This is a genomic window from Variovorax ureilyticus (genome assembly GCF_050632185.1).
In the GTDB taxonomy this organism is placed as follows: domain Bacteria; phylum Pseudomonadota; class Gammaproteobacteria; order Burkholderiales; family Burkholderiaceae_C; genus Variovorax; species Variovorax ureilyticus_A.
Genome location: NZ_CP192579.1, coordinates 1,070,503 through 1,092,535, shown reverse-complemented (window position 1 = coordinate 1,092,535; position 22,033 = coordinate 1,070,503). Strand labels below are relative to the sequence as shown.

Genomic DNA, 22,033 nt, shown 5'->3' with positions numbered 1-22,033 from the left:
AGGAACCACGATGAGTGAATGGAAAGTGATCTGCCGCGTCGATGAGATTCCGGTGCTCGGGGCGCGGCGCGTGAACCGGCCGGTGGGCGTGGACGTGGCGGTCTTCCGCAATTCGAGCGACGAGGTTTTCGCGCTGCTCGACCGCTGCCCGCACAAGGGCGGCCCGTTGAGCCAGGGCATCGTCTTCGGCACCAGTGTGGCCTGCCCGCTGCACAACTGGTCGATCGGCCTCGACGACGGCTGCGCGAAAGCGCCCGACGAAGGCTGCACGCCGCGCTTCGCGGTCAAGGTGAGCGATGGTGTGGTGCATCTCGATGCGCAAGAACTCGAATCGCACGCGACCGATCTGCCGAAGCCGGTGGCCGGCCCGATGCGAACCATCGAAGTCTGAGGGCTGTCCCATGAAGGAAACACGCTCGACCTGCCCTTACTGTGGCGTGGGCTGCGGCGTGATCATCGAATCCGATGGCGCGCAGATCACCGGCGTGCGCGGCGATCCCGAGCACCCTGCCAACTTCGGCCGGCTGTGCACCAAGGGCTCGACGCTGCACCTCACGGCGGGCGCCGCGGTCACGATGCAGACGCGCCTGCTGCGGCCCATGCAGCGCACCACGCGCGGCTCGGTGCCGGAGCCGATCAGCTGGGACGGCGCGCTGGACCTCGCGGTCGAAAAGTTCGCGCAGGTCATCGGCGACCACGGGCCGGACGCGGCCGGCTTCTATGTGTCGGGCCAGTTGCTGACCGAGGACTACTACGTCTTCAACAAGCTCGCCAAGGGCCTCGTCGGCACCAACAACATCGACACCAACTCGCGCCTGTGCATGAGCAGCGCAGTGGCCGGCTACAAGAAGACGCTGGGCGCCGATGCGCCGCCGGCCTGCTACGACGACCTGAAGCACGCACAGTGCCTCTTCATCACGGGCAGCAACACCGCGTGGGCGCATCCGATCCTCTTTCGCCGCATCGAGGACGCGAAGGCGGCCAATCCGGCGATGAAGATCATCGTGGCCGATCCGCGCCGCACCGACACGGTGGAGATCGCCGACCTGTTCCTGCCGATCCAGCCGGGCACCGACGTCATGCTGTTCAACGGCATGCTGCACCTGATGCTGTGGGAGGGTTGGACCGATGCGCGCTACATCGCCGAGCACACGAATGGCTTCGACGCACTTAAGGCGACTGTGCGCGACTGCACGCCGGATCGGGTCGCGCAGGTGTGCGGGATCTCGAAGGACGATCTCCTCGAAGCGGCGCGCTTGTTCGCGACGTCGTCCGCGACGCTGAGCCTCTATTGCCAGGGCCTCAACCAGTCGTCGTCGGGCACGCTCAAGAACGCGGCGCTGATCAACCTGCACCTCGCGACCGCGCAGATCGGCAAACCTGGCGCGGGGCCCTTCTCGCTGACCGGGCAGCCGAACGCGATGGGCGGCCGCGAGGTGGGCGGGCTCGCGAACCTTCTGTCGGCGCATCGCGATCTCGCGAACCCGCAGCATCGCGCCGAAGTCGCCGCGCTCTGGGGCCTGCCCGACGTGCCCGAGAAGCCCGGCAAGACCGCGGTCGAGATGTTCCAGGCCGCCGCCGACGGCGAGATCCGCGCACTGTGGATCGCCTGCACCAACCCGGCGCAGTCGATGCCCGACCAGGCGACCGTGCGCCGCGCGCTCGAACGCTGCGAGTTCGTGGTGGTGCAGGAGGCCTTCTCGACCACCGCGACCTGCGCCTTCGCCGACCTGCTGCTGCCCGCCACCACCTGGGGCGAGAAGGACGGCACCGTCACCAACAGCGAGCGGCGCATTTCGCGCGTGCGCCCGGCCGTCTGCGCGCCCGGCGACGCGCGCAACGACTGGGCGATCGCCGCGGACTTCGCGCGGCGGCTGGAAGTGCGCCTCGGCCGCCCGCGGACGCTCTTTCCCTACGACTCGCCGGAAACGGTCTGGAACGAGCACCGCGACACCACCGAGGGCCGTGACCTCGACATCACCGGCATGAGCTACGCGATGCTCGAAGCCGCGCCGCAGCAATGGCCGCTCTGCCGGGGCGAAACCGAGGGCCGCGCGCGGCTCTACGAAGACGGCATCTTCCCGACGCCGGACGGCCGCGCGCGCTTCGTCGACACGCCGTACAAGCCGGTGGCCGAAGCACGCGAAGCGCGTTATCCGTTCTCGCTGAACACCGGGCGCCTGCGCGACCAGTGGCACGGCATGAGCCGCACCGGCACGCTCGGCCGCCTGTTCGGCCACGCGGCCGAGCCCATGCTGCAGATGCATCCGCAGGACATGGCACGCCGCCAGATCGCCGAGGGCGATCTGGTGCACGTCACCTCGCGGCGCGGCTCGATCGTGGTGCCGGTCGCCGGCAGCACCGAGGTCGGTCTGAGCCAGGCCTTCATCGCGATGCACTGGGGCGGCGAGTACCTGAGCGGCTCGTCGAGCACCGGCACGCCGCTCGCGGGCGTCAATGCGCTGACCACTTCGACCTACTGCCCCGATTCGAAGCAGCCGGAGCTCAAGCACGCCGCGGTGAAGATCCTCAAGGCCGAACTGCCGTGGTCGCTGCTCGCCGCCGCATGGCTGCCGCAGACGAGCGCGCTGGAAGTCACGGCCCTGCTGCGCGAGCTGATGCGGTCCTTTCCTTTCGCGAGCTGTGTGCCCTTCGGCAGCGGCGCAGCGCTCGGGGGCGACGGCCAGGAACGCACCGGCGTTCTGTTCCGCGCAGCCGCCTACGAAGCGCCGCCGGATGCGCTGCTCGCGCGGATCGAGAAGCTGCTGTCTCTCGGCGGGGCCGACACGCTGCGCTACGCCGACGCACGACGCGGCCAGCGCCGCGCGGTCCGGCTGGTGCGCGGCGGCGCCGATGCCTACCTCGAAGGCTTCCTGCTCGGCGGCGACACACGCGCCGAAGCGTGGATCAAGGCCTTGCTGCAGGACCGCCTGCCGGCCCAGTCCTATGGCCGCCAGCTTCTGCGGCCCGGCGCGGCGGCGCCCGGCAATGTCGCTTCCAGGGGCAAGATCATCTGCAGCTGCTTCGGCGTGACGGAGACGGCGATCGCCGGTCAGCTCGCCGCGTCGGGCGGCTCCGACGAAGAACGGCTCGCGGTGCTCCAGGGTTCGCTCAAATGCGGCACCAACTGCGGATCCTGCGTGCCCGAACTCAAGCGCATGGTGCGCGCCAGCGCGCCGCCGGCCGTCGTGGTGGCGTCATGAGCGCTGGCGGAAACAGACCTTCCTGCGCGGCGGGGCATAAGGACGCCCGCGTTGCGGCATAAGCCTTGCGGGACAATCCCCACACCCATGGGAATCAGCCTCTACATCAAGGAAATCGGCCGCGGCGCGCGCGGCGCGAAGCCGCTCGACCGTGCGCAGGCGCGCGACCTGTTCGGCCAGGTGCTCGACGGCACGGTGACCGACCTCGAGATCGGCGCGTTCTGCCTCGCGATGCGCATCAAGGGCGAGACGCCGGAGGAACTTGCGGGCTTTCTCGACGCGACGCATGCGCGGCTGAACCGCTTTCCCGCGACCCGGCAGCCCTTGGTCGTCCTGCCGAGCTACAACGGCGCACGCCGCCTGCCGGTGCTGACGCCGCTCCTCGCGCTGCTGCTGGCGCGCGAAGGGCTGCCAGTGCTGGTGCATGGCGCGGCGACCGAATCGACGCGCGTGCTCGCGTCCAGCGTGCTCGCAGGGCTCGGCGTGCCTGCGCTCACGGCCATCCGATCGATCGACGACGGCGAGGTCGTCTTCGCGCCCACCGAGCTGCTGTCGCCCGGGCTCAAGCGCCTGCTCGATGTCCGCCGCGTCGTGGGCCTGCGCAACTCCGGCCACAGCGTGGTCAAGCTGATGCAGCCGACCGCGGGCGAGTGCGTGGTGATCGGCAGCTACACCCACCCCGAATACGCCAAGTCGATGGCCGCGACCTTCGAGCTGATGGGCATGACCGCCCTGCTCTCGCGCGGCCTCGAAGGCGAGAGCGCCGCCGATCCGCGCCGTACCGCGCAGGTCGACGGCTTCGTGCATGGCAAGCACGTCGCGCTGCAGGAACAGCAGCCCGGCACGCAAAGCGAAGTGCCCGGCCTCCCGAAAGAAATCGACATCGAATCCACGGTGGGCTACACGCGGCGCGTGTTGTCCGGCGAAACGCCCGTGCCCGACGCCATCGCGCTGCAGGTGGCACAGATCGTCCAGCTCGCCAGGCTGGCACTACAGACACGGCCGCAAGAGACGGAGACCCAATGAAGACACCCCCACCCAAGGCAGTTGCACCCTGGTCGGCGCCGGCCCCGGCGATCCGGAGCTGCTCACGATCAAGGCCGCCCGGGCGATCCAGGCCGCGACGGTGCTGCTGGTCGACGATCTGGTCAACAGCGAGATCCTGGCCTATGCGCGGCCCGACGCGCGCATCATCCACGTGGGCAAGCGCGGCGGCTGCCGCAGCACGCCGCAGGCCTTCATCGAGCGGCTCATGATCACCGCGGTGCAGGAAGGCGAAACCGTGGTCCGCCTCAAGGGCGGCGATCCCTTCATCTTCGGCCGCGGCGGCGAAGAGGTCGAGCATCTGCGCGAAGCCGGCATCGAGTGCACCGTGGTCAACGGCATCACCGCGGGGCTCGCGGCAGTCACCGCGCTGGGCGTGCCGCTCACGCACCGCGACCACGCGCAGGGCGTGGTGTTCGTCACCGGCCATGCCAAGACCGGTCACTCGGCCGCCGAGAACCCCACCGACTGGCGCCAGCTCGCGGCCACCGCCCGCGATGCGCGGCTGACGCTGGTGATCTATATGGGCGTCTCGGGCGTGGCGCACATCCAGAACGAGCTGCTCCACGGGCTGTCCGGCGACACGCCGGTGGCGGTGATCCAGCACGCCAGCCTGCCGCACCAGCGGCACATCACGAGCACGCTGTCGCGCCTCGGCACCGACCTGACGGCCGCCGGCCTCGGCAGTCCGTCGGTGATCGTGGTCGGCGACGTGCTGCGAGGGCTGGCGGCAGCGGGTGCATCGGTCACCCGTTTCGGCACCTGATGGCGAACGGTCCGAAGTCGTTCGACGCCATCGTCATCGGCGCGGGGGCGGCCGGCCTGTTCTGTGCAGCGCAGGCGGGGCAGCGCGGGGTCAAGGTGCTGCTCATCGATCACAACGAGCGCATCGCCGAGAAGATCCGGATCTCGGGCGGCGGGCGCGCGAATTTCACCAACCGCGATCTGGACGTGCGCGCGCCGCAGCGGCATTTCATCGGCGACAACCCGCATTTCTGCCGCTCGGCGCTGTCGCGCTATGCGCCTCAGCAGTTCATCGACATGGTGCAGCGCCACGGCATCGCGTACCACGAGAAGCACAAGGGGCAGCTCTTCTGCGACGGCTCCTCCCAGCAGATCATCGACATGCTGCTGGCCGAATGCCGCGCCGGCCGCGTGGAGCACTGGCAGCCTTGCAGCGTGGGGGCGATCGGCTGGTCGGATGACGGTGGCTACCTGATCGAAACCGACCGCGGCGCTGTGCGCGCGCCTCAATTGGTCATCGCGACCGGCGGTCTTTCGATTCCGCAGATCGGTGCGAGCGACTTCGGCTATCGGGTGGCCGAGCAGTTCGGGCTGCGCGTGGTCACACCGCGCCCGGCATTGGTCCCGCTGACCTTCGCTGGCGAAGCCTGGGCGCCCTATGCCGGTCTGGCCGGCCTGTCGCTTCCGGTGCAGATCGAGACCGGCAGCAAGAAGGAGCGGATGAGCTTCCTCGAAGACCTGCTCTTCACGCACCGCGGGCTTTCCGGTCCGGCGGTGCTGCAGATTTCGAGCTACTGGCGGCCCGGAACGCCGCTCACCATCGATTTCGCGCCAGGCGCCGACGTCGCCGAAGCGCTCGACAAGGCCAAGAGGCATTCGCGCAAACGCATCGCCAACGAGCTGGCCGCGCTGGTGCCGTCGCGGCTCGCCGACGCCTGGGTCGGTCAGGATGCGTCCCTTCAGCGGCCGATCAACGAAGCCGCCGACCGGGCGCTGGCGGCCCTGGCGGAACGCATCGCCCGCTGGCAGATCACGCCCACGGGCACGGAGGGCTACAAGAAGGCCGAGGTCACCGCCGGCGGCGTCGATACGCGCGATCTGTCCTCGCAGACCATGGAATCGAAGCAGCCGGGCCTGTATTTCATCGGCGAGGTGGTCGACGTCACCGGCTGGCTTGGCGGTTACAACTTCCAGTGGGCCTGGGCGAGCGCACATGCCTGTGCCGAAGCATTGGCGCTGAAGGCAAGGCTCACGCTATAATGCTTGGCTAACTTTGGCCTCCCCTCAACGGCCGCACCCATTTTTCAGTTGAGGAACCCCGGCTTGGGTGCCGATCTTGCCCGAGCCAAATTCAACCGATCTACTCAATGACCACCATCCGCGTAAAAGAAAACGAGCCCTTCGACGTCGCGCTGCGCCGCTTCAAGCGCACCATCGAAAAGCTCGGCCTGCTGACCGACCTGCGTGCCCGCGAGTTCTACGAAAAGCCGACCGCCGAGCGCAAGCGCAAGAAGGCAGCTGCCGTCAAGCGTCACTACAAGCGCGTGCGCAGCATGCAGCTCCCCAAGAAGCTGTACTGATCGCCCGCCGCGCTGGCCCGACGCCAGCGCCCGGTTCAGCTTCAGCGCCTTCCCCGAGCCGCGCCAGGACTTGCCTGCCGCGGCTTTTTGTTTTCCGCCAGACAGACAGAAAGCCAGCCATGAGCCTCAAGGACCAGATCACCGAAGACATGAAGACCGCGATGCGCGCCAAGGACTCCGAGCGCCTGGGCACCATCCGCCTGCTGCTTGCCGCCATGAAGCAAAAGGAAGTCGACGAGCGCGTGGAACTGGACGACGCCATGATCGTGTCGATCGTCGACAAGCTGGTGAAGCAGCGCAAGGACTCGGTCGCCGCGTTCACGCAGGGTGGCCGCACCGACCTCGCCGACAAGGAAGCCGCCGAGATCAAGGTGCTCGAGGTCTACCTGCCGCAGCGCATGAGCGCCGACGAAATCGCAGTCGAGGTGAAAGCCATCGTGGCCGAGCTCGGCGCCAAGGGCCCCGGCGACATGGGCAAGGTCATGGGCGTCGTCAAGACGCGCCTCGCCGGCAAGGCCGACATGGGCCAGGTCAGCGCCGCGGTCAAGGCAGCGCTGTCGGGCGCCTGAAGCATGACGAAGCGCCCGATTCTCAAGGCCTGCGCCTGCCCGGTGGACGATCGGGGCCGCCTCCTGGTCTTCCATCACCCCGAGGACCGGGGCATGCAGCTTCCGAAGGGCACGATCGAGCCCGGCGAATCCCCGGAAGATGCGGTGCGCCGCGAACTGCTGGAGGAATCGGGCATCGACTACACCGGCGAACTCGTGCGCCTGGGCACCATGGATCGCTACTGCGAAGCCGGCGTCGAGGGCAACAAGCACCGGCATCCCCAGCTCTGGCACCTGTTCCTGATGCGCTCGTCATCCATGCTGCCCGAAACCTTCGACCACGTCGCCATGGGCAGCCCCGAGGAGGACGGCCTCGTCTTCAGCTACAGCTGGCTGACGCACGAGGCGCCGCTCGACGCGTTCGCGGAACCGTACGTGCGCGTGATCTCACGGGTGCGGGAACTTCTGCAGACCGAACCGCCGCCCGCGCTGACGTGACAACGGGCCCTTGGCGCGGCACACACGCCGTCTTCGACCAACTGGAAGGCGCCTGGGACCTCGACCGGACCATCGAGAACCAGGCCGCGATGACCGGCATCGCCCGGTTCGAGCGACAGCCTCCCGATGTGCTGGCCTACCGCGAAGAGGGCCGTGTCCGGCTCGCCGGCGGCAAAGTGCTCGACGCGTCCCGCGAATACCGCTTCGAGCGCGCTTCCCGCGGCTTCACGGTCTTCTTCAACGAAGTGCCGCCCCGCGTCTTCCACCACATCGAACTCGAGCGCCACGGCGATGCATTCTGCGGGCAGGCCACGCACCTGTGTTCACCCGACGTCTACGACAGCAGCTACCGCTTTCTGGGCGACGGGACCTTCGTCGTCCGTCACACCGTGCGCGGCCCGCGCAAGGACTACGTTTCAGCGACGCTGTTCAAGCGCCGCAAGGCGCCCTAGCAGACCATCCATTCAATCGCGGCCGAGCCGCCAGCTGGGCATGCCGCGCATCACGGTCTGCACGACCACGGCGCAGATGCCGCACTTGACCAGGTCGCCGGGAATGAAGATCAGCATGGCCAGCGCGGCCTGCGACAGCGACATATGGGCCACGAACGACAGCCCGACGATTCCGAAGGCATAGACCACCACGATCCCGCCGATCACCGAAGACAGGAAGCTGGTCGCCAACAACCCCTTGCCCGTGGTGTCGCCCAGGCGAGGCACCAGCAGGCGCATCAGCAAGCCGCAGGCGAAGGCGCCGAACATCCAACCGAACAGGAAGCCCGAGGTCGCGCCGACGAACACGCCGAGTCCGCCGCGCCCGCCGGGCAGCAAAGGCAGGCCCAGCGCCACCGCGAGCAGGAAGAGCGCCATCGCGAGAAAGCCGCGGCGCGGCCCCAGCAGGCAGCCCGCCAGCATCACGCCGAGCGATTGCAGCGTGATGGGCACGCCAAAGGGGAGGTCGATCTTGGGAATCAGCCCAAGCACGGCCATCAACGCCGCGAACAGCGCGATGTGAGCGAGAGACCGCGAAGACGAGGCGCCAGCATGAGGGTTTGCGGACATGGGAGCGGCTTTCAAGGAAGGGGTTGAACGAATCATCGGCCGAGCCGCGCAGCCAGTGCGTCGGCCACGCGGTCGGCGGTCTGAAGGGTGCGGATCGTCATCGGCGCCAACAGGCGCATTCCGCCGCCCCGGCCCGCGCGAGCGCGGTATGCGTCATCGAGGCGATGCCATTGCGCATGGAAGTTCTCGGCGAAGCGCAGCATGAGGCCCAGTGCGAGCGCGACGCGACCGGTCGGTATGCCGATGCGCTGCAAGGGACGCATGACAGCCTCGAGCACGGCCAGCAGGTCTTCGAAGCGCGTGGTCAGTGTGAGCATGAGCGCGAGCATTGCCGCACTCCCGAGGCGCAAGGCGCTCGCCACGCCCTGCATGGTCGTGCCCATCACCCAGTGGAAGAGGACGATCAGTCCGCCCGCGATGGCCACTCCGCCCAGCATCCGGAAGCTGCGCCATGCGGGTGCCCCCAGCGACACGAAGATCGACAGCGCCAGGGCGCACGCAGCAACCAGGTCAGCGGGTCGCTCGACCCACAGCAGGATCGTGCCGCAGACCGACAACAGCGCGAGCTTGATCCAGGCCGCAATGCCGTGCATCCAGGTCGCCTGCGCCGAATAGAGACTACGCATGGCTGCCTCGCTCTGCCTCTGCCCGCGCGCGCTCGCGCACGTCGCCGGCATAGGCTTCACAGACCTCGCTACCCGGGCCGTCGGCACGCACCCGGCCTTCTTTCAGCCACAACACGCGCTCGAAGTCATGCACGTGTTCGAGCAGATGGGTCGACAGGATGATCTGCTGGCGAGACGCATCGATCTGCGCGGCGAGCCGGGCCTGGCTCGGCAGATCGAGGCTTGCGTAGGGTTCGTCGAGAAGCAGCGTCTGCGGTTCGCTGATCTGGAGCGCCATGAGGCAGACCTGCTGGCGTTGGCCCTGGCTCAACTCGCCGACGGACCGGCCGGCCCAGGCGGACAGGCCGCGCCCGGCCAGGAAGTCGAGCGTTCGCTGCCGCGCGGCCTGGCGCGCTTCGCCACGCGCCGTGAGGCTGAAGGCCAGCTCCTCGGCCACGGTCGGAAAAATGATCTGGTCGTCGGGGTTCTGGAACATCAGCCCGACGCCAGAGGCGATGACGCGGCCCCGCTGCGGCTTGTCGAGCCCGCTGATCAGGCGGAACAGGCTGCTCTTGCCCGCACCGTTGTCGCCGATCAGGCCGATCCTCGATTCCGAAAGCTGCAACGTCAGCCCTTCGAAGACTCGCTGGTGACCCCGCACCAGCGTGACGTCCTCGATGCGGACACCGGTGCTGCCGCCATCCTCTTGCGGGACGGGTTGCCGCGCCGGCCAGGCGCCGCCGCGCGCCAAGCTCAGCTCCCCGCGACCTTCATCCGGTTGACGAGCAGGGAGCCCGTGGTCTTCGCGCCATAGTTGTACGCATCGGCACCCACCGCCTCGATGCCGAGCAGCATGTCCTTGAGGTTGCCGGCGATGGTGATCTCCTGCACCGGATAGGCGATCTTTCCGTTCTCGACCCAGAAGCCGCTCGCGCCGCGCGAGTAGTCGCCGGTCACGTAGTTCACGCCCTGCCCCATCAGCTCGATCACGAAGAGGCCGGTGCCGAGCTTGGCCAGCATCGCGTCGAGATCGTCGCCCGCCTGCGTGAGCCGCGAGGTCAGCGTGAGGTTGTGCGAGCCGCCCGCGTTGCCGGTGGTCTTCATGCCGAGCTTGCGCGCCGAATAGGTACTGAGGAAATAGCCTTCGAGCCGCCCGCCGTCGACCAGCTTGCGCTGCCGGGTGCGCACGCCCTCGTCGTCGAAGGGCGAGCTGCCCTTGCCACGGGGTACGTACGGGTCCTCCACCACGTCGACGTGCGATGGCAGCACCTGCTTGCCGAGCGAATCGAGCAGGAAGGTGCTCCGGCGATACAGCGCCCCGCCGCTGGTCGCCTGCACCAGCCCACCCAGCAGACCGGCCGCGAGCGGCGATTCGAACAGCACGGGGCATTCCGTCGTCTTGATCTTGCGTGCCTTCAGCCGGCTCAGCGCGCGCTCGGCCGCATAGCGCCCGACGGCCTGCGGGCTCGCGAGCTCATCGGCGGAACGCATGGAGCTGTACCACGCGTCGCGCTGCATGTCGTCGCCTTTGCCGGCGATCGGCGCCACCGAGATCGAATGACGCGAACTCGCATAGCCGCCGCGGAAACCGCGCGTATGGGCGCTGAAGAAGTGACTCTGCTGTGCCGAAACACCCGCACCCTCGCTGTTGGTGATGCGCTTGTCCGTCGACAACGCGGCGGCCTCGCACTCGAGCGCGATGGCGGCGGCCTGTTCGCTGGTGATGTCCCAGGGGTGGAAGAGGTCGAGGTCGGGGTGGTCCTTCGCGATGTCTTCCTCGTCGGGCAAGCCGCTGACCGGGTCCTCTGCCGTGAAGCGCGCGATGTCGTAGGCCGCCTGCACGGTCTGCGCGACCGCCGCTTCCGAGAAATCGGACGTGCTGGCATTGCCGCGCCGATGGCCGACATACACCGTCACGCCCAGCGACTTGTCGCGGTTGCGCTCGACGTTCTCGAGCTCGCCCTTGCGCACCGACACGCTCAGGCCGCAGCCTTCGGACGCCTCGGCGCCGACGTCGGTGGCACCGAGCTTCCTGGCATGGGCCAGGGCGGAGTCGACCAGGTGTTCGAAGAAGGAACGGCTGTAGGCGAAGCCGGATTCGGCGCGCGAAGGTGAGGTGCTCATGTGGTTGGCTATGATACTTGCCCCCTTGGCGATGCACACGAAGCACCTCGAGGGCCTACGATTGTCTCTATGTCCCGCAAACCCAAAAAGGCTACTTCGTCCGCGGCCACTTCGTCGCCGAAGGCAGCGAACTCGACCTCGAGCTCAAACGCGAGCTCAAGGGCACCGACGCGGCGAGCAAGACCGATCTCAAGCGCGAAAGCGCCGAACTCCAGGCGCTCGGCGAGGCCCTGCTGACGCTGCGCGCCAGCCTCTTCGACCCACTCGACCTCGGCGACAAGCTCAGGGATGCGATCGCAGATGCGCGGCGCATCACCAACTTCGAAGGCAAGCGCCGGCAGATGCAGTTCGTCGGCAAGCTGATGCGTGGGCTGGATGAGTCGGTCGTCGACGCGGTGCGTGCCGCTCTCGCCGAACAGGATCGCGGACCGGCCCAGGAAGCCGCCGCGCTGCACGAGGCCGAGCGCTGGCGCGACCGCCTCATCGCCGACGACGACGCGCTCGGCGGCTGGATCGAAACACACCCCGGCACCGACGCCCAGCAGCTGCGCGCGCTGGTGCGCCAGGCGCGCAAGGACGTGAAGTCCGGCCCGCCAGGCGTTGCGCCGCGCCAGGGCAAGGCCTATCGCGAGGTGTTCCAGCTCGTGCGCGAGCAGCTGCGGGTGCATGGCACCGAAGATCACGCGGCCGAAGCGGCGGAACAATCCCGCGAGGAAGACGCATGACTGCCGCCCGGCCGCCCGAAGGCACTCGCACCGCAGTGCGCAGCACGGAGGTTACCGAATGACCGACGCCACCTTCGACCCCGTACGCATCGGCATCGTCTCCATCAGCGATCGCGCATCGAGCGGCGTCTACGAAGACAAGGGCCTCCCGGCCCTGCAGGAGTGGCTGCAGCGCGCGCTGCGCAATCCGATCACCTTCGCATCGCGGCTGATCCCCGACGAAAAGGAAGGCATCAGCGCCGCGCTGATCGAGCTGGTCGACGCCGGCTGTTCGCTGGTGCTGACGACGGGCGGCACCGGCCCGGCGCTGCGCGACGTGACGCCTGAAGCCACGCTGGCCGTGGCCCACAGGGAAATGCCGGGCTTCGGCGAGCAGATGCGGCAGATCAGCCTGCGCTTCGTCCCGACCGCGATTCTTTCGCGGCAGGTGGCGGTGATCCGCAACAAGAGCCTCATCATCAATCTGCCGGGCCAGCCCAAGTCGATCGCCGAGACGCTCGAAGGCCTGAAGAACCCGGACGGCACACAGGTCGTGCCGGGCATCTTTGCCGCCGTGCCCTATTGCATCGACCTGATCGGCGGGCCCTACCTCGAGACCGACGAAGCGGTCTGCAAGGCGTTCCGGCCCAAGTCGGCGATCCGCGCGCCGGGCCAGCCGAAGTCCTAGGCCAGCGTGTAGGCGGTCTTCACGATGGTGAAGAACTCCTGCGCGTACCTGCCCTGCTCGCGCGGCCCGTAGCTCGACCCCTTGCGGCCGCCGAACGGCACGTGGTAGTCCACACCGGCCGTGGGCAGGTTCACCATCACCATGCCCGCCTGGCTGTGGCGCTTGAAGTGCGTCGCGTACTTCAGGCTCGTCGTGGCGATGCCGGCCGAGAGCCCGAACTCGGTGTCGTTCGCGGTCGCGATCGCCTCCTCGTAGTTCTTCACCCGGATGACGCTGGCCACCGGGCCGAAGATCTCTTCCTTGTTGATGCGCATCGCGGCCACCGATTCGCTGAAAAGGGCCGGCGACATGTAGAAGCCGTCGGTATCCAGCTTGAGCCGCTCGCCGCCCGCGGCCAGCGTCGCGCCTTCCTTCCTGCCGATCTCGACGTATTCGAGGTCCTGCTGCAGCTGGCTGCCGCTGGAGACCGGGCCGATGTCGGTGCCCTGCGCGAGCGCATCGCCGACCTTGATCCTGGCCATGCGCGCCTTCATCGCCTCGATGAACTTCGGATAGATGCCTTCGGTGACGATCAGACGGCTCGATGCGGTGCAGCGCTGGCCGGTCGAATAGAACGCGCTCTGCACGCTCAACTCCACCGCCTGGTTCAGGTCGGCATCGTCGAGCACCACCTGCGGGTTCTTGCCGCCCATCTCGAGCTGCACCTTCTTGCCGCTGGTGGCGCACTGCACCGCGATGTCGCGGCCCACGCCGACCGAGCCGGTGAAGCTGATCGCATGAATGCCGGAATGCTTGACCAGCGCATTGCCGATCACGCTGCCGCGGCCCATCACAAGGTTGAAGACACCCGCCGGAATGCCCGAGCGGCTGATGATCTCGGCCAGCGCCCAGGCGCAGCCCGGCACCAGGTCGGCGGGCTTGAGCACCACGCAGTTGCCGAAGGCCAGCGCCGGAGCGATCTTCCAGGCGGGGATCGCGATCGGGAAGTTCCACGGCGTGATGAGACCCACGACGCCCACCGGCTCGCGCGTGATCTCGATGCCGATGCCGGGGCGCACCGAAGGAATCAGTTCGCCCGCGAGGCGCAGGCATTCACCGGCGAAGAACTTGAAGATCTGGCCGGCGCGCGTGGCCTCGCCAATGCCTTCGGCTTTTGTCTTGCCCTCTTCGCGCGCCAGCAGCGTGCCGAGCTCTTCCTTGCGCGCGAGGATCTCGTTGCCGATCTTGTCCAGTGCTTCCGAGCGCGCCTGCACGCCGCCGGTGGACCAGGCGGGGAACGCGGCCGTGGCGGCTGCGACAGCGGCATCGACCTGGCCGGCGTCGCCCTGGGCGTACTCGCCCAGCACGTCCGCGAGGTTGCTCGGATTGGTGTTCGCGCTGTAGCTGGCGCCGGCGGTCCATTCGCCGTTGATGAGGTTGTCGAATTTCTGCATGGCGGTGTCCTTGGGAAATCGGATCGGTCTCTCGAGCTTACTGCGGGCCGAGCTTCGCGATCAGCGTCTCGAGCGCCTCGTACTCGTCGGACTTGAGCTCGGTCAGCGGCGTGCGCACCGGCCCCGCATCATGGCCGACGATCTTCGCGCCGGCCTTCACGATGCTCACCGCGTAGCCCTGGCCCTGGTTGCGGATCGCGAGGTAGGGCATGAAGAAGTCCTTGAGCAGGCGGTGCTGCGTCGCGGTGTCGTCGGTCGCGACAGCGCGGTAGAACGCCATCGCGGTCTTCGGGATGAAGTTGAAGACGGCCGACGAATACACCGGCGTGCCGAGCGCCTTGTAGGCCGCCGCATAGACCTCCGCCGTGGGCAGGCCGCCGAGGTAGGCGAAGCGGTCGCCCATCTTCAGGTAGATCGAACTCATCAGCTCGATGTCGCCGATGCCGTCCTTGAACCCCACGAGGTTCGGGCAGCGCTCGGCCAGCCCGGCGAGCGTTTCGGGATAGAGCTTGCTCTGGCCGCGGTTGTAGACGATGACGCCGAACTTCACGCTCTTGCACACGGCTTCGACATGTGCGGCGAGGCCTTCCTGGCCGGCTTCGGTGAGGTAGTGCGGCAGCAGCAGGATGCCGTGCGCACCGGCCTTCTCGGCGGCTTGCGCGCACTGGATCGCGAAGCGCGTCGGGCCGCCGGCGCCCGCGATGATCGGCACCTTGCCGCGGCAGGTGTCGACCGCGGTCTGGATGATCTCGGGGTACTCGTCGCCGGTCAGCGAAAAGAACTCACCGGTGCCACCGGCCGCGAACAGCGCGCTCGCGCCGTAGGGCGCCAGCCATTCGAGGCGCTCGATGTAGCCCTTCTTGTCGAAGTCGCCGTTCGCGTCGAAGTCGGTCAGCGGAAACGACAGCAGGCCGGAGCCCATGATGGACTTGAGTTCTTGAGGATTCATGATGTAGGAGTGGTAAGTAAAGGGTCAGAGGAAATCGGTGCACCCACCCCAGGAATCCCGCGGAACCGGCTTTGCCGGGCCGCTGGGATTGCCCCCGGAGAGGGGTGTCAGAGCCACACGGAGTGGGCGAGGCTGGGGGTCAATCAAGTTTTATCTGCGCGGCGGAAACGACCTTGGCCCAGCGGGCGCGTTCCTTCTCGAAGAACTGGTCCTGCTCGGGCGGCGTCATCGTCACGACTTCGGCGCCCTGTCCGGCGAGGCGCGAACGTACGTCGGCGGAGCGGATGATCGCGATCAGTTCCTTGTTCAGGCGTTGCACCAGTGCGTCGGGCGTGCCGCGCGGCACCAGAACGCCTTGCCGGTGCCGGATTCGAAGCCGGGCACGCCCTGCTCCGCGATGGTGGGCACCTCGCCGATCAGCGGCATGCGGGTGGGCTTGGACACGCCGAGCACCTTGAGCTTGCCGCTCTGCACGTGGGGCCAGGTCGCGAGCATGCCGTTCATGAGCACCTGGGTCTGGCCGGCGACGGTGTCCTGCACCGCCTGCACGCCCCCTTGTAGGGCACGTACTGCCAGCGCGCGCCGCTTGCGCGCTCCAGCGCCACACCTGCGAGGTGCGGCGCGCTGCCGGTGGCGGTCACCGCGAAATTGAGGTCGGACTTCTTCGACAGCGCGATCAGTTCCTTGAGGTTGCCGGCCTGCACCGAGGGATGCACCACGAGCAGGTGCGGCGAATAGGCCAGCATCGTCACGCCGCGCAGGTCCTTCGACGGGTCGAAGGACAGCCCGGCGTAGACCGAGGGGCTGATCGCGAGCGCGCCGACGTCGCACAGCAGCAGCGTGTAGCCGTCGGCCGGAGCCTTCGCGACATAGTCGGCGCCGATGTTGCCGTTGGCGCCGGCCTTGTTTTCGACGATGACCGACTGCTTGAGCGCTTCCGACAACTGCACGCTGATGATCCGCGCAATGATGTCTGACGATCCGCCGGGCGGGTACGGCACCACGATGCGAATCGGCTTCGAGGGCCAGGCATCGGCGGCGCGGGCCGCGCCAGTGGCCATCAGGCCTGCGCCGAGCGCACCGAACATCAGGTCGCGGCGGTTCAAGGTCATGTGTTCGTCTCCAGATGCGATGAATGGAATGACAACCGGCTTGCGACCCGTCGTCGTCAGTCATCGTACAACCAGTTGCGCGCGATGTCCAGTGTCCGGGCACCCGGTTTCAGGCGGAAGGCACAGGACCGGACGCGGCAGCGGCATCCGGCGCCGACGCACCGCCTCCGGCGGCGCTGCGCGCAGCCTCCTGCGCGATGCGCAGGCGTTCGCGGCTGTTCGTCAGGTGGATGCGCATCGCCGCGCGCGCGGAGTCCGGATCGCGCCGCGCGATCGCCGCGTAGATCTCCTCGTGCTCGCGATTCACGCGCGTCAGGTATTCGCCGCGGCGGTCGTAGTTGCGGATGGCGGTGATGCGCGTGCGCGGAATGATCGTGGTGCCGAGGTGGCTCATGATGTCCGCGAAATAGGGATTGCCCGTGGCCTGCGCGATCTCGAGGTGGAAGCGGAAGTCGGGCGCCACCGTGTCGCCCGCCACCGCCACATTGCGCTCGAAGTCGTCGAGCGCTTCGCGCATCGCCGTGAGTTGCTCCTCGGAGCGGCGCATGGCGGCGAGCCCTGCAGATTCGGTTTCGAGGCTGATGCGCAGTTCGAGCACCGCAAGCACGTCGACCGAGGTTGCAAGTTCCGACACATCGAGCCGGAACATCCCGGCGGCCTTGGGCTGCAGCACGAAAGTGCCGATGCCGTGATGCGTTTCGACCAGCCCTGCGGCCTGCAGCTTGGACAGCGCCTCGCGCACCACCGTCCGGCTGACGCCATAGGCCTGCATGATGGCCGACTCGGTCGGCAGCTTGTCGCCCGGGCGCAGTTGCTGGCTGCGAATTTTCTCGCCGAGATCGTCGACCAGGCCATGCGCCAGGCCCCGGCCTCTCCGGCGCGGACTGGCGCCGAAAGCGGGTTGATCTGCGGTTGAGGTTGACCCCGTTGACAGGTTCGACATGGCGTGATGATAATCCCCGCGTTGTTGTACGACAACCGATAACTTACGACAAGAGACCCGGAAATTTCATGAGCGAGACAACCACTTCCCAACGCGTTTCCCGCCTGCTGCTCACCGGCGCCGCGGGCGGCCTCGGCAAGGTGCTTCGCGAGCGCCTGCGTCCCTACGCCGACATCCTGCGTCTTTCAGACATCGCCTCACTCGCCCCGGCCTCGGGCCCGCATGAAGAAGTCGTTCCCTGCGACCTCTCGGACAAGAAGGCAGTCGATACGCTGGTGGCCGGCTGCGACGCCATCGTGCACCTGGGCGGCGTTTCGGTCGAGCGCCCGTTCGAGGAAATCCTCGAAGGCAACATCAAGGGCGTCTTCCACATCTACGAAGCGGCGCGCCGCCATGGCGTGAAGCGCGTGGTGTTCGCCAGTTCCAACCACGTGATCGGCTTCTACAAGCAGACCGAGCGCCTCGACGCGCACGTGCTGCGCCGGCCCGACGGCTACTACGGCCTGTCGAAGTCCTTCGGCGAGGACGTGGCGCAGTTCTATTTCGACCGCTGGGGCATCGAGACAGTGAGCATCCGCATCGGCTCCTCGTTCCCCGAGCCGGCCAACCGCCGGATGATGAGCACCTGGCTCAGCTACGACGACCTGACCTCGCTCATCGAGAAGTCGCTCTTCACGCCGGACGTGAAGCACACCATTGTCTACGGCGCGTCGGCCAACAAGGACGTGTGGTGGGACAACAGTGCGGCGGCGCACCTGGGCTATGCCCCGAAGGACACCTCGGAAATCTTCCGCGCGAAGGTCGAGGCACAACCACCGGTCGCGCCCACCGATCCGAATGCCATCTACCAGGGCGGCGGTTTCACCGCGCAAGGGCCCTTCGAATAAGCCACAGATCCCCCTCCTCAACTCACTTTCTCCAGATCCATATTCCAACAAAGGAAGAGACATGAAAACTTCGAATCTGAAACTGCTCAGCCTGGTCACCACCGCCGTGGTCGCGCTCGCCGCCACCCATGCAGAGGCGCGCGACTTCCGCTCCGCGGAAGTGCATTCCAAGGATTTCCCGACCAACATGGCGGTGAAGTACATGAGCGACCAGTTGTCGGCCGCGACCGGCGGCAAGGACAAGATCAAGATCTTCGCCGACAGCTCGCTGGGCTCTGAGAAGGACACGGTCGAGCAGGTGAAGATCGGCGCGCTGGACATGGTGCGCGTGAGCAGCGCCTCGTTCCACGGCATCGTGCCGGACTCGGTGATCCCGTCGCTGCCCTTCCTGTTCCGCGACATCGACCATTTCCGCAAGGTGATGTACGGACCGACCGGCGACAAGATCCTCGCTTCGTTCGAGAAGGCCGGATTCGTCGGCCTCGCCTTCTATGAAAGCGGCGCGCGCTCGGTGTACGCGAAGAAGCCGATCAAGAATGTGGCCGACATGAAGGGGCTGAAGATCCGCGTGCAGCCGTCGGACCTGATGGTGAGCCTGGTCGGCGCGACGGGCGCATCGCCCACGCCGATGCCGATCGCCGAGGTCTACACCGGCCTCAAGACCGGCCTGGTGGATGCCGCCGAGAACAACTACCCCTCCTACGAAGAAGCCAAGCATTTCGAGGCCGCCCCCGTGTATTCGGAAACGATGCACGTGATGACGCCTGAAGTGCTGGTGTTTTCCAAGAAGATCTGGGACACCCTGCCGAAGGAAGAGCAGGCACAGATCCGCAAGGCTGCGAAGGAATCGGTCCCCTACTACGTGAAGCTCTGGGAGCCGCGCGAGAAGGACGCCAAGGCCGCCGTCATCAAGGGCGGCGCGAAGGTCGTCCCGGCCGCCGACATCGACCGCAAGGCCTTCGTCGAGGTCGAGAAGCCCGTGTGGGACAAGTTCGCCACCACGCCCGAGCTCAAGGCGCTGGTGCAGGAAATCGTCGACACCAAGTGATGCAGCGCGATGACCTTGCTAACCCGACTGAACGCGAGGCTCTCGCGTTGGGCGATGTACTTCGCGTGCATCTGCCTGGTGGGCCTGCTGGGCGTGGTGGTCTATGGCGTGGTGCTTCGCTACGCCTTCAATGACGCGCCTGCCTACGTAGAACAGGTTGCACTGCTGCTGGTGGTCTCGGTCGCCATGTTCGGCGCTTCCGCCGGTGTGCGGGACGCCGGGCACATCGGCCTGGATTCGCTGGTGAAGGCCCTGCCCTTGAAGGGGCAGTTCTGGTGCAAGGTCGTCGTGTACCTGCTCACCATCGCCTTCGCCGTGGCGCTCGTCGCCGGCGGCGTGGAGATGGCGACCTCGACGCGCGAGACCACCATTCCCACCCTTGGCATCTCCGAGGCCATCCGCTACCTCCCGGTTCTCGCTGCCGGTGTGCTGATCACGCTGTTTTCCGTCGAGCACCTCGTCTCCCAATTCTCCGGCCACGAGGTCGTTCCATCATGGCATTGACGCTGCTGTCTCTCAGTTTCCTGGTCTTCCTGGTTCTCGGGATGCCCGTCGCGTTCGCGATCGGGCTGAGCTGTCTCCTCACCTTCGCCTACGAAGGACTGCCCTTCGAGACGGCGATCCAGATGATGGTCTCGGGCATGAACGTGTTCTCGTTCCTGGCCATTCCCTTCTTCATCTTCTCGGGCGAACTGATGCTGCACGGCGGCATCGCAGACAAGATCGTCGCCTTCGCACGCAGCCTCGTCGGCCACTGGAAGGGTGGACTCGGCCTTGCGAATGTGGTCGCCTCGACGCTGTTCGGCGGTGTCTCGGGTTCGCCAGTTGCGGACACATCGGCCATGGGCGGCGTGCTGATTCCGGTCATGAAGAAAGAGGGTTACAGCGCCGCCTACGCGGTCAACGTCACCACGCACGCGTCGCTCTCGGGTGCGCTGATGCCGACCTCGCACAACATGATCATCTATGCCTTCGCGGCGCAGGCCGCCGTGGGCGAGATCGCCGGTCACATGATCAAGGGCGTGTCGATCGGCGACCTGATGTTCGCGGGGTTGATCCCGGTCTTCTGGATCATGGTCTGCATGCTGGTCGCCGCGTACTGGCAGGCCAAGAAGTACGGCTATCCGAAGCGCGAAGACGGCAGCACGATGGTCGAGCGCTTCCCGGGCTGGGGCACGGTGGTGCGCACCTTCATCGCCGCCATCCCCGGATTGCTGGTGATCGCCATCATCCTGTTCTGCGTGATGGAAGGCGTCGCCACCGCCACCGAGGCCGCTGCGATCGCGGTGACCTACTCGCTGCTCCTGACCGTCGTGGTCTACCGCACGATGACGAAGCAGGCGCTGCTCAAGTCCCTGGCCAAGGCCTCCAAGACCACGGGCGTGATCCTGCTGCTGATCGGCGTGTCCAACATGCTTCGCTACCAGATGGCGTACCTGGAGATCCCCGACACGATCGAGGCGGCGCTGCTGGCTGCGACCACCACGCCGTGGCTGATGCTGCTGTACATCAACATCATCCAGATCTTCCTGGGTGTCTTCCTGGACATGGCGGCGCACATCCTGATCACCACGCCGCTGTTCCTGCCGCTGGCCATCCAGATGGGCGTGGGCCCGGTGCAGTTCGGGATGATGCTGCTGCTCAACTGCGCGCTGGGCCTGGTGCATCCCCGGTGGGCACGGTGCAGTTCATCGGCTGCGCGATCGGGAAGATCTCGATCGGTGAAGCCACCAAGACCGCGTGGCCCTACTACCTGGCGATCTTCATCGCGATCACGCTGGTGACCTACGTGCCTTCGTTCTCGACCTGGCTGCCGTCGATCATCAACGGTCACCCGGTGTTCTGACGATGTTCTGCGTCTACGTTTCCAATGCCGAGAGCGGCGACATCAGCGTCCTGCATCTCGACCCCTCGAGCCCACGCTCGTTCCGGTCCAGACCGTCCAGATCGGGGGAAGTGATGCCGCTCGCCTTGAGCCCCGACCGCCGGCGGCTCTACGCCGCGCGGCGCTCGGAGCCCCGCGAGGCGTTGAGCTTTGCCATCGACCCGAAGAGCGGCCGGCTCGCACCCCTGGGTGCGGCGGCGCTGCCGCACAGCATGGCGTACATCGCGACCGATCGCACCGGCCGCTACCTGTTCAGCGCCTCATACGGCGGCAACCAGATTGCGGTCAATGCGATCGACGCCCACGGCATCGTCCAGTCCACGCAGCAGGTGCTGCCGACCGGCCCCAACGCGCACGCGATCCAGGTCGATCCGTCGAACCGCTTCATCTTCGCCAGCACGCTCGGCGCGGGCGTCGTCGTCCAGCTCCGCTTCGACGCGGCCAGCGGACAGCTGACGCCCAACACGCCACCCACTGTGCAGCCGCACACCTGGGCGAGTCCCCGGCACTTCGTGTTCGGGCGTGATGCGCGCTTCGTCTATTTGCTCAACGAACTGGACGGCGCCATCGACATCCTCGCGTTCGACGCGGCCGCCGGCACGCTGCAACCGCTGCAGACGGTCAGTTCGCTCCCGCCGGGCTTCCGCGGCGACCCATGGGCTTCAGACCTGCATCTCACGCCGGACGGCCGCTTTCTCTACAGCAGCGAGCGGCGCTCCGACACCCTGGCGGCCTTCCGGATCGACCCCGCGAGCGGCATGCTGACGCTCATCGGCCATGTACCGACCGAAGCGCAGCCGCGCGGTTTCAACATCACGCCGGACGGTCGCTTCCTGATCGCGGCCGGGCAACGCTCGCACCGGCTGCGGCTGTACGAGATCGATGCGGCGACCGGTGCCCTGCAAGCGCTCGCCGAATGCCCTGCGGGCCAGGGGCCCAACTGGGTCGAGAGCATCATGCTCGAAAGCTGACCAAGC

Annotated in this window: 21 protein-coding genes and 3 pseudogenes; 16 read left to right on the top strand and 8 right to left on the bottom strand. The window is 67.2% G+C overall.

Features of this window, described 5'->3' with window-relative positions; genetic code table 11:
* Window positions 1-10: 10 nt before the first annotated feature.
* From nirD to ACQ858_RS05325, 9 genes are all read left to right on the top strand, one after another.
* A complete protein-coding gene (gene nirD, locus ACQ858_RS05365) occupies window positions 11-391 on the top strand; it encodes a nitrite reductase small subunit NirD (RefSeq protein ID WP_431275738.1) in 381 nt (126 codons plus the stop codon).
* Window positions 392-401: 10 nt separating this feature from the next.
* A complete protein-coding gene (locus ACQ858_RS05360; protein ID WP_431275737.1) occupies window positions 402-3,203 on the top strand; it encodes a molybdopterin-dependent oxidoreductase in 2,802 nt (933 codons plus the stop codon).
* Window positions 3,204-3,290: 87 nt separating this feature from the next.
* Window positions 3,291-4,229 carry a DNA-binding protein YbiB gene (ybiB, locus tag ACQ858_RS05355; protein WP_431275736.1) on the top strand — a complete coding sequence of 313 codons (939 nt, stop codon included), beginning with the start codon at window positions 3,291-3,293 and terminating at the stop codon, window positions 4,227-4,229.
* A 28-nt stretch (window positions 4,230-4,257) separates the two neighbouring features.
* Window positions 4,258-5,013, top strand: coding sequence for a uroporphyrinogen-III C-methyltransferase (gene cobA / locus ACQ858_RS05350; protein WP_431276795.1), 756 nt, complete (start codon window positions 4,258-4,260; stop codon window positions 5,011-5,013).
* Window positions 5,013-6,251 carry an NAD(P)/FAD-dependent oxidoreductase gene (locus ACQ858_RS05345; RefSeq protein ID WP_431275735.1) on the top strand — a complete coding sequence of 413 codons (1,239 nt, stop codon included), beginning with the start codon at window positions 5,013-5,015 and terminating at the stop codon, window positions 6,249-6,251. The genes cobA and ACQ858_RS05345 overlap by 1 nt, the downstream gene beginning before the upstream one ends.
* Window positions 6,252-6,358: 107 nt before the next feature.
* Window positions 6,359-6,571, top strand: coding sequence for a 30S ribosomal protein S21 (gene rpsU / locus ACQ858_RS05340; protein ID WP_007833691.1), 213 nt, complete (start codon window positions 6,359-6,361; stop codon window positions 6,569-6,571).
* Window positions 6,572-6,690: 119 nt separating this feature from the next.
* The gene (locus tag ACQ858_RS05335) at window positions 6,691-7,140 is read left to right on the top strand and encodes a GatB/YqeY domain-containing protein (RefSeq protein WP_431275734.1); all 450 of its coding nucleotides are present in this window, start codon (window positions 6,691-6,693) and stop codon (window positions 7,138-7,140) included.
* Window positions 7,141-7,143: 3 nt separating this feature from the next.
* Entirely contained in the window at window positions 7,144-7,617 is a 474-nt protein-coding gene (locus tag ACQ858_RS05330) for an NUDIX domain-containing protein (RefSeq protein ID WP_431275733.1), read from the top strand.
* A complete protein-coding gene (locus ACQ858_RS05325; RefSeq protein ID WP_431275732.1) occupies window positions 7,614-8,069 on the top strand; it encodes a DUF6314 family protein in 456 nt (151 codons plus the stop codon). Before ACQ858_RS05330 ends, ACQ858_RS05325 begins: the two co-directional genes overlap by 4 nt.
* A 12-nt stretch (window positions 8,070-8,081) precedes the next feature.
* On the opposite strand, the gene ACQ858_RS05320 is transcribed toward ACQ858_RS05325, so the two are convergent.
* Genes ACQ858_RS05320 through pmbA form a run of 4 tightly spaced genes read right to left on the bottom strand, consistent with a single transcriptional unit; the run spans window position 8,082 to window position 11,407 of the window.
* Entirely contained in the window at window positions 8,082-8,678 is a 597-nt protein-coding gene (locus ACQ858_RS05320; protein WP_431275731.1) for a biotin transporter BioY, read from the bottom strand.
* 32 nt (window positions 8,679-8,710) lie between these two features.
* Window positions 8,711-9,304, bottom strand: a complete 594-nt coding sequence (locus tag ACQ858_RS05315; protein WP_431275730.1) for an energy-coupling factor transporter transmembrane component T family protein — start codon at window positions 9,302-9,304, stop codon at window positions 8,711-8,713.
* Window positions 9,297-10,034, bottom strand: a complete 738-nt coding sequence (locus ACQ858_RS05310; RefSeq protein WP_431275729.1) for an energy-coupling factor ABC transporter ATP-binding protein — start codon at window positions 10,032-10,034, stop codon at window positions 9,297-9,299. The genes ACQ858_RS05315 and ACQ858_RS05310 overlap by 8 nt, the downstream gene beginning before the upstream one ends.
* Before the next feature lie 2 nt (window positions 10,035-10,036).
* Window positions 10,037-11,407 (bottom strand): metalloprotease PmbA, encoded by a 1,371-nt coding sequence (gene pmbA, locus ACQ858_RS05305; RefSeq protein ID WP_431275728.1) that lies wholly within the window; start codon window positions 11,405-11,407, stop codon window positions 10,037-10,039.
* 69 nt (window positions 11,408-11,476) lie between these two features.
* Between pmbA and yjgA the strand changes: the two are divergent.
* Window positions 11,477-12,132 (top strand): annotated as a pseudogene (yjgA, locus tag ACQ858_RS05300) (ribosome biogenesis factor YjgA).
* A 58-nt stretch (window positions 12,133-12,190) separates the two neighbouring features.
* Window positions 12,191-12,799 carry a molybdopterin adenylyltransferase gene (mog, locus tag ACQ858_RS05295; RefSeq protein ID WP_431275727.1) on the top strand — a complete coding sequence of 203 codons (609 nt, stop codon included), beginning with the start codon at window positions 12,191-12,193 and terminating at the stop codon, window positions 12,797-12,799.
* On the opposite strand, the gene ACQ858_RS05290 is transcribed toward mog, so the two are convergent.
* The 4 genes and pseudogenes from ACQ858_RS05290 to ACQ858_RS05275 form a co-directional block, all read right to left on the bottom strand.
* Window positions 12,796-14,232, bottom strand: coding sequence for an aldehyde dehydrogenase family protein (locus ACQ858_RS05290; protein ID WP_431275726.1), 1,437 nt, complete (start codon window positions 14,230-14,232; stop codon window positions 12,796-12,798). The genes mog and ACQ858_RS05290 overlap by 4 nt on opposite strands.
* 37 nt (window positions 14,233-14,269) lie before the next feature.
* Complete coding sequence (kdgD, locus tag ACQ858_RS05285) at window positions 14,270-15,181, bottom strand: 5-dehydro-4-deoxyglucarate dehydratase (RefSeq protein WP_431275725.1); 912 nt, start codon at window positions 15,179-15,181, stop codon at window positions 14,270-14,272.
* 139 nt (window positions 15,182-15,320) lie between these two features.
* Window positions 15,321-16,293, bottom strand: a pseudogene (locus ACQ858_RS05280) (Bug family tripartite tricarboxylate transporter substrate binding protein).
* 109 nt (window positions 16,294-16,402) lie between these two features.
* Complete coding sequence (locus ACQ858_RS05275; protein WP_431275724.1) at window positions 16,403-17,236, bottom strand: FadR/GntR family transcriptional regulator; 834 nt, start codon at window positions 17,234-17,236, stop codon at window positions 16,403-16,405.
* 68 nt (window positions 17,237-17,304) lie between these two features.
* Here ACQ858_RS05275 and ACQ858_RS05270 point away from each other — a divergent pair, with 68 nt between their 5' ends.
* The 5 genes and pseudogenes from ACQ858_RS05270 (at window position 17,305) to ACQ858_RS05250 (ending at window position 22,027) form a co-directional block, all read left to right on the top strand.
* Entirely contained in the window at window positions 17,305-18,123 is an 819-nt protein-coding gene (locus tag ACQ858_RS05270) for an NAD-dependent epimerase/dehydratase family protein (protein ID WP_431275723.1), read from the top strand.
* A 61-nt stretch (window positions 18,124-18,184) separates the two neighbouring features.
* Window positions 18,185-19,171 carry a TRAP transporter substrate-binding protein gene (locus ACQ858_RS05265; RefSeq protein ID WP_431275722.1) on the top strand — a complete coding sequence of 329 codons (987 nt, stop codon included), beginning with the start codon at window positions 18,185-18,187 and terminating at the stop codon, window positions 19,169-19,171.
* A 9-nt stretch (window positions 19,172-19,180) separates the two neighbouring features.
* A complete protein-coding gene (locus ACQ858_RS05260) occupies window positions 19,181-19,675 on the top strand; it encodes a TRAP transporter small permease (RefSeq protein ID WP_431275721.1) in 495 nt (164 codons plus the stop codon).
* Window positions 19,666-21,017: pseudogene (locus ACQ858_RS05255) on the top strand (TRAP transporter large permease). The gene ACQ858_RS05260 and the pseudogene ACQ858_RS05255 overlap by 10 nt, the downstream one beginning before the upstream one ends.
* Window positions 21,018-21,019: 2 nt before the next feature.
* Window positions 21,020-22,027: a lactonase family protein gene (locus ACQ858_RS05250; protein WP_431275720.1), complete on the top strand. Its 1,008-nt coding sequence runs from the start codon at window positions 21,020-21,022 to the stop codon at window positions 22,025-22,027.
* Window positions 22,028-22,033: the final 6 nt, after the last annotated feature.

Excerpts from the sequence above, each read along its gene's own strand:
- nirD (WP_431275738.1), top strand. The coding sequence starts at position 11 with ATGAGTGAATGGAAAGTGATCTGCCGCGTCGATGAGATTCCGGTGCTC.
- ACQ858_RS05360 (WP_431275737.1), top strand. The coding sequence starts at position 402 with ATGAAGGAAACACGCTCGACCTGCCCTTACTGTGGCGTGGGCTGCGGC.
- ybiB (WP_431275736.1), top strand. The coding sequence starts at position 3,291 with ATGGGAATCAGCCTCTACATCAAGGAAATCGGCCGCGGCGCGCGCGGC.
- ACQ858_RS05345 (WP_431275735.1), top strand. The coding sequence starts at position 5,013 with ATGGCGAACGGTCCGAAGTCGTTCGACGCCATCGTCATCGGCGCGGGG.
- rpsU (WP_007833691.1), top strand. The coding sequence starts at position 6,359 with ATGACCACCATCCGCGTAAAAGAAAACGAGCCCTTCGACGTCGCGCTG.
- ACQ858_RS05335 (WP_431275734.1), top strand. The coding sequence starts at position 6,691 with ATGAGCCTCAAGGACCAGATCACCGAAGACATGAAGACCGCGATGCGC.
- ACQ858_RS05330 (WP_431275733.1), top strand. The coding sequence starts at position 7,144 with ATGACGAAGCGCCCGATTCTCAAGGCCTGCGCCTGCCCGGTGGACGAT.
- ACQ858_RS05320 (WP_431275731.1), bottom strand. The coding sequence starts at position 8,678 with ATGTCCGCAAACCCTCATGCTGGCGCCTCGTCTTCGCGGTCTCTCGCT.
- ACQ858_RS05315 (WP_431275730.1), bottom strand. The coding sequence starts at position 9,304 with ATGCGTAGTCTCTATTCGGCGCAGGCGACCTGGATGCACGGCATTGCG.
- pmbA (WP_431275728.1), bottom strand. The coding sequence starts at position 11,407 with ATGAGCACCTCACCTTCGCGCGCCGAATCCGGCTTCGCCTACAGCCGT.
- mog (WP_431275727.1), top strand. The coding sequence starts at position 12,191 with ATGACCGACGCCACCTTCGACCCCGTACGCATCGGCATCGTCTCCATC.
- ACQ858_RS05290 (WP_431275726.1), bottom strand. The coding sequence starts at position 14,232 with ATGCAGAAATTCGACAACCTCATCAACGGCGAATGGACCGCCGGCGCC.
- kdgD (WP_431275725.1), bottom strand. The coding sequence starts at position 15,181 with ATGAATCCTCAAGAACTCAAGTCCATCATGGGCTCCGGCCTGCTGTCG.
- ACQ858_RS05275 (WP_431275724.1), bottom strand. The coding sequence starts at position 17,236 with ATGTCGAACCTGTCAACGGGGTCAACCTCAACCGCAGATCAACCCGCT.
- ACQ858_RS05270 (WP_431275723.1), top strand. The coding sequence starts at position 17,305 with ATGAGCGAGACAACCACTTCCCAACGCGTTTCCCGCCTGCTGCTCACC.
- ACQ858_RS05265 (WP_431275722.1), top strand. The coding sequence starts at position 18,185 with ATGAAAACTTCGAATCTGAAACTGCTCAGCCTGGTCACCACCGCCGTG.
- ACQ858_RS05260 (WP_431275721.1), top strand. The coding sequence starts at position 19,181 with ATGACCTTGCTAACCCGACTGAACGCGAGGCTCTCGCGTTGGGCGATG.
- ACQ858_RS05250 (WP_431275720.1), top strand. The coding sequence starts at position 21,020 with ATGTTCTGCGTCTACGTTTCCAATGCCGAGAGCGGCGACATCAGCGTC.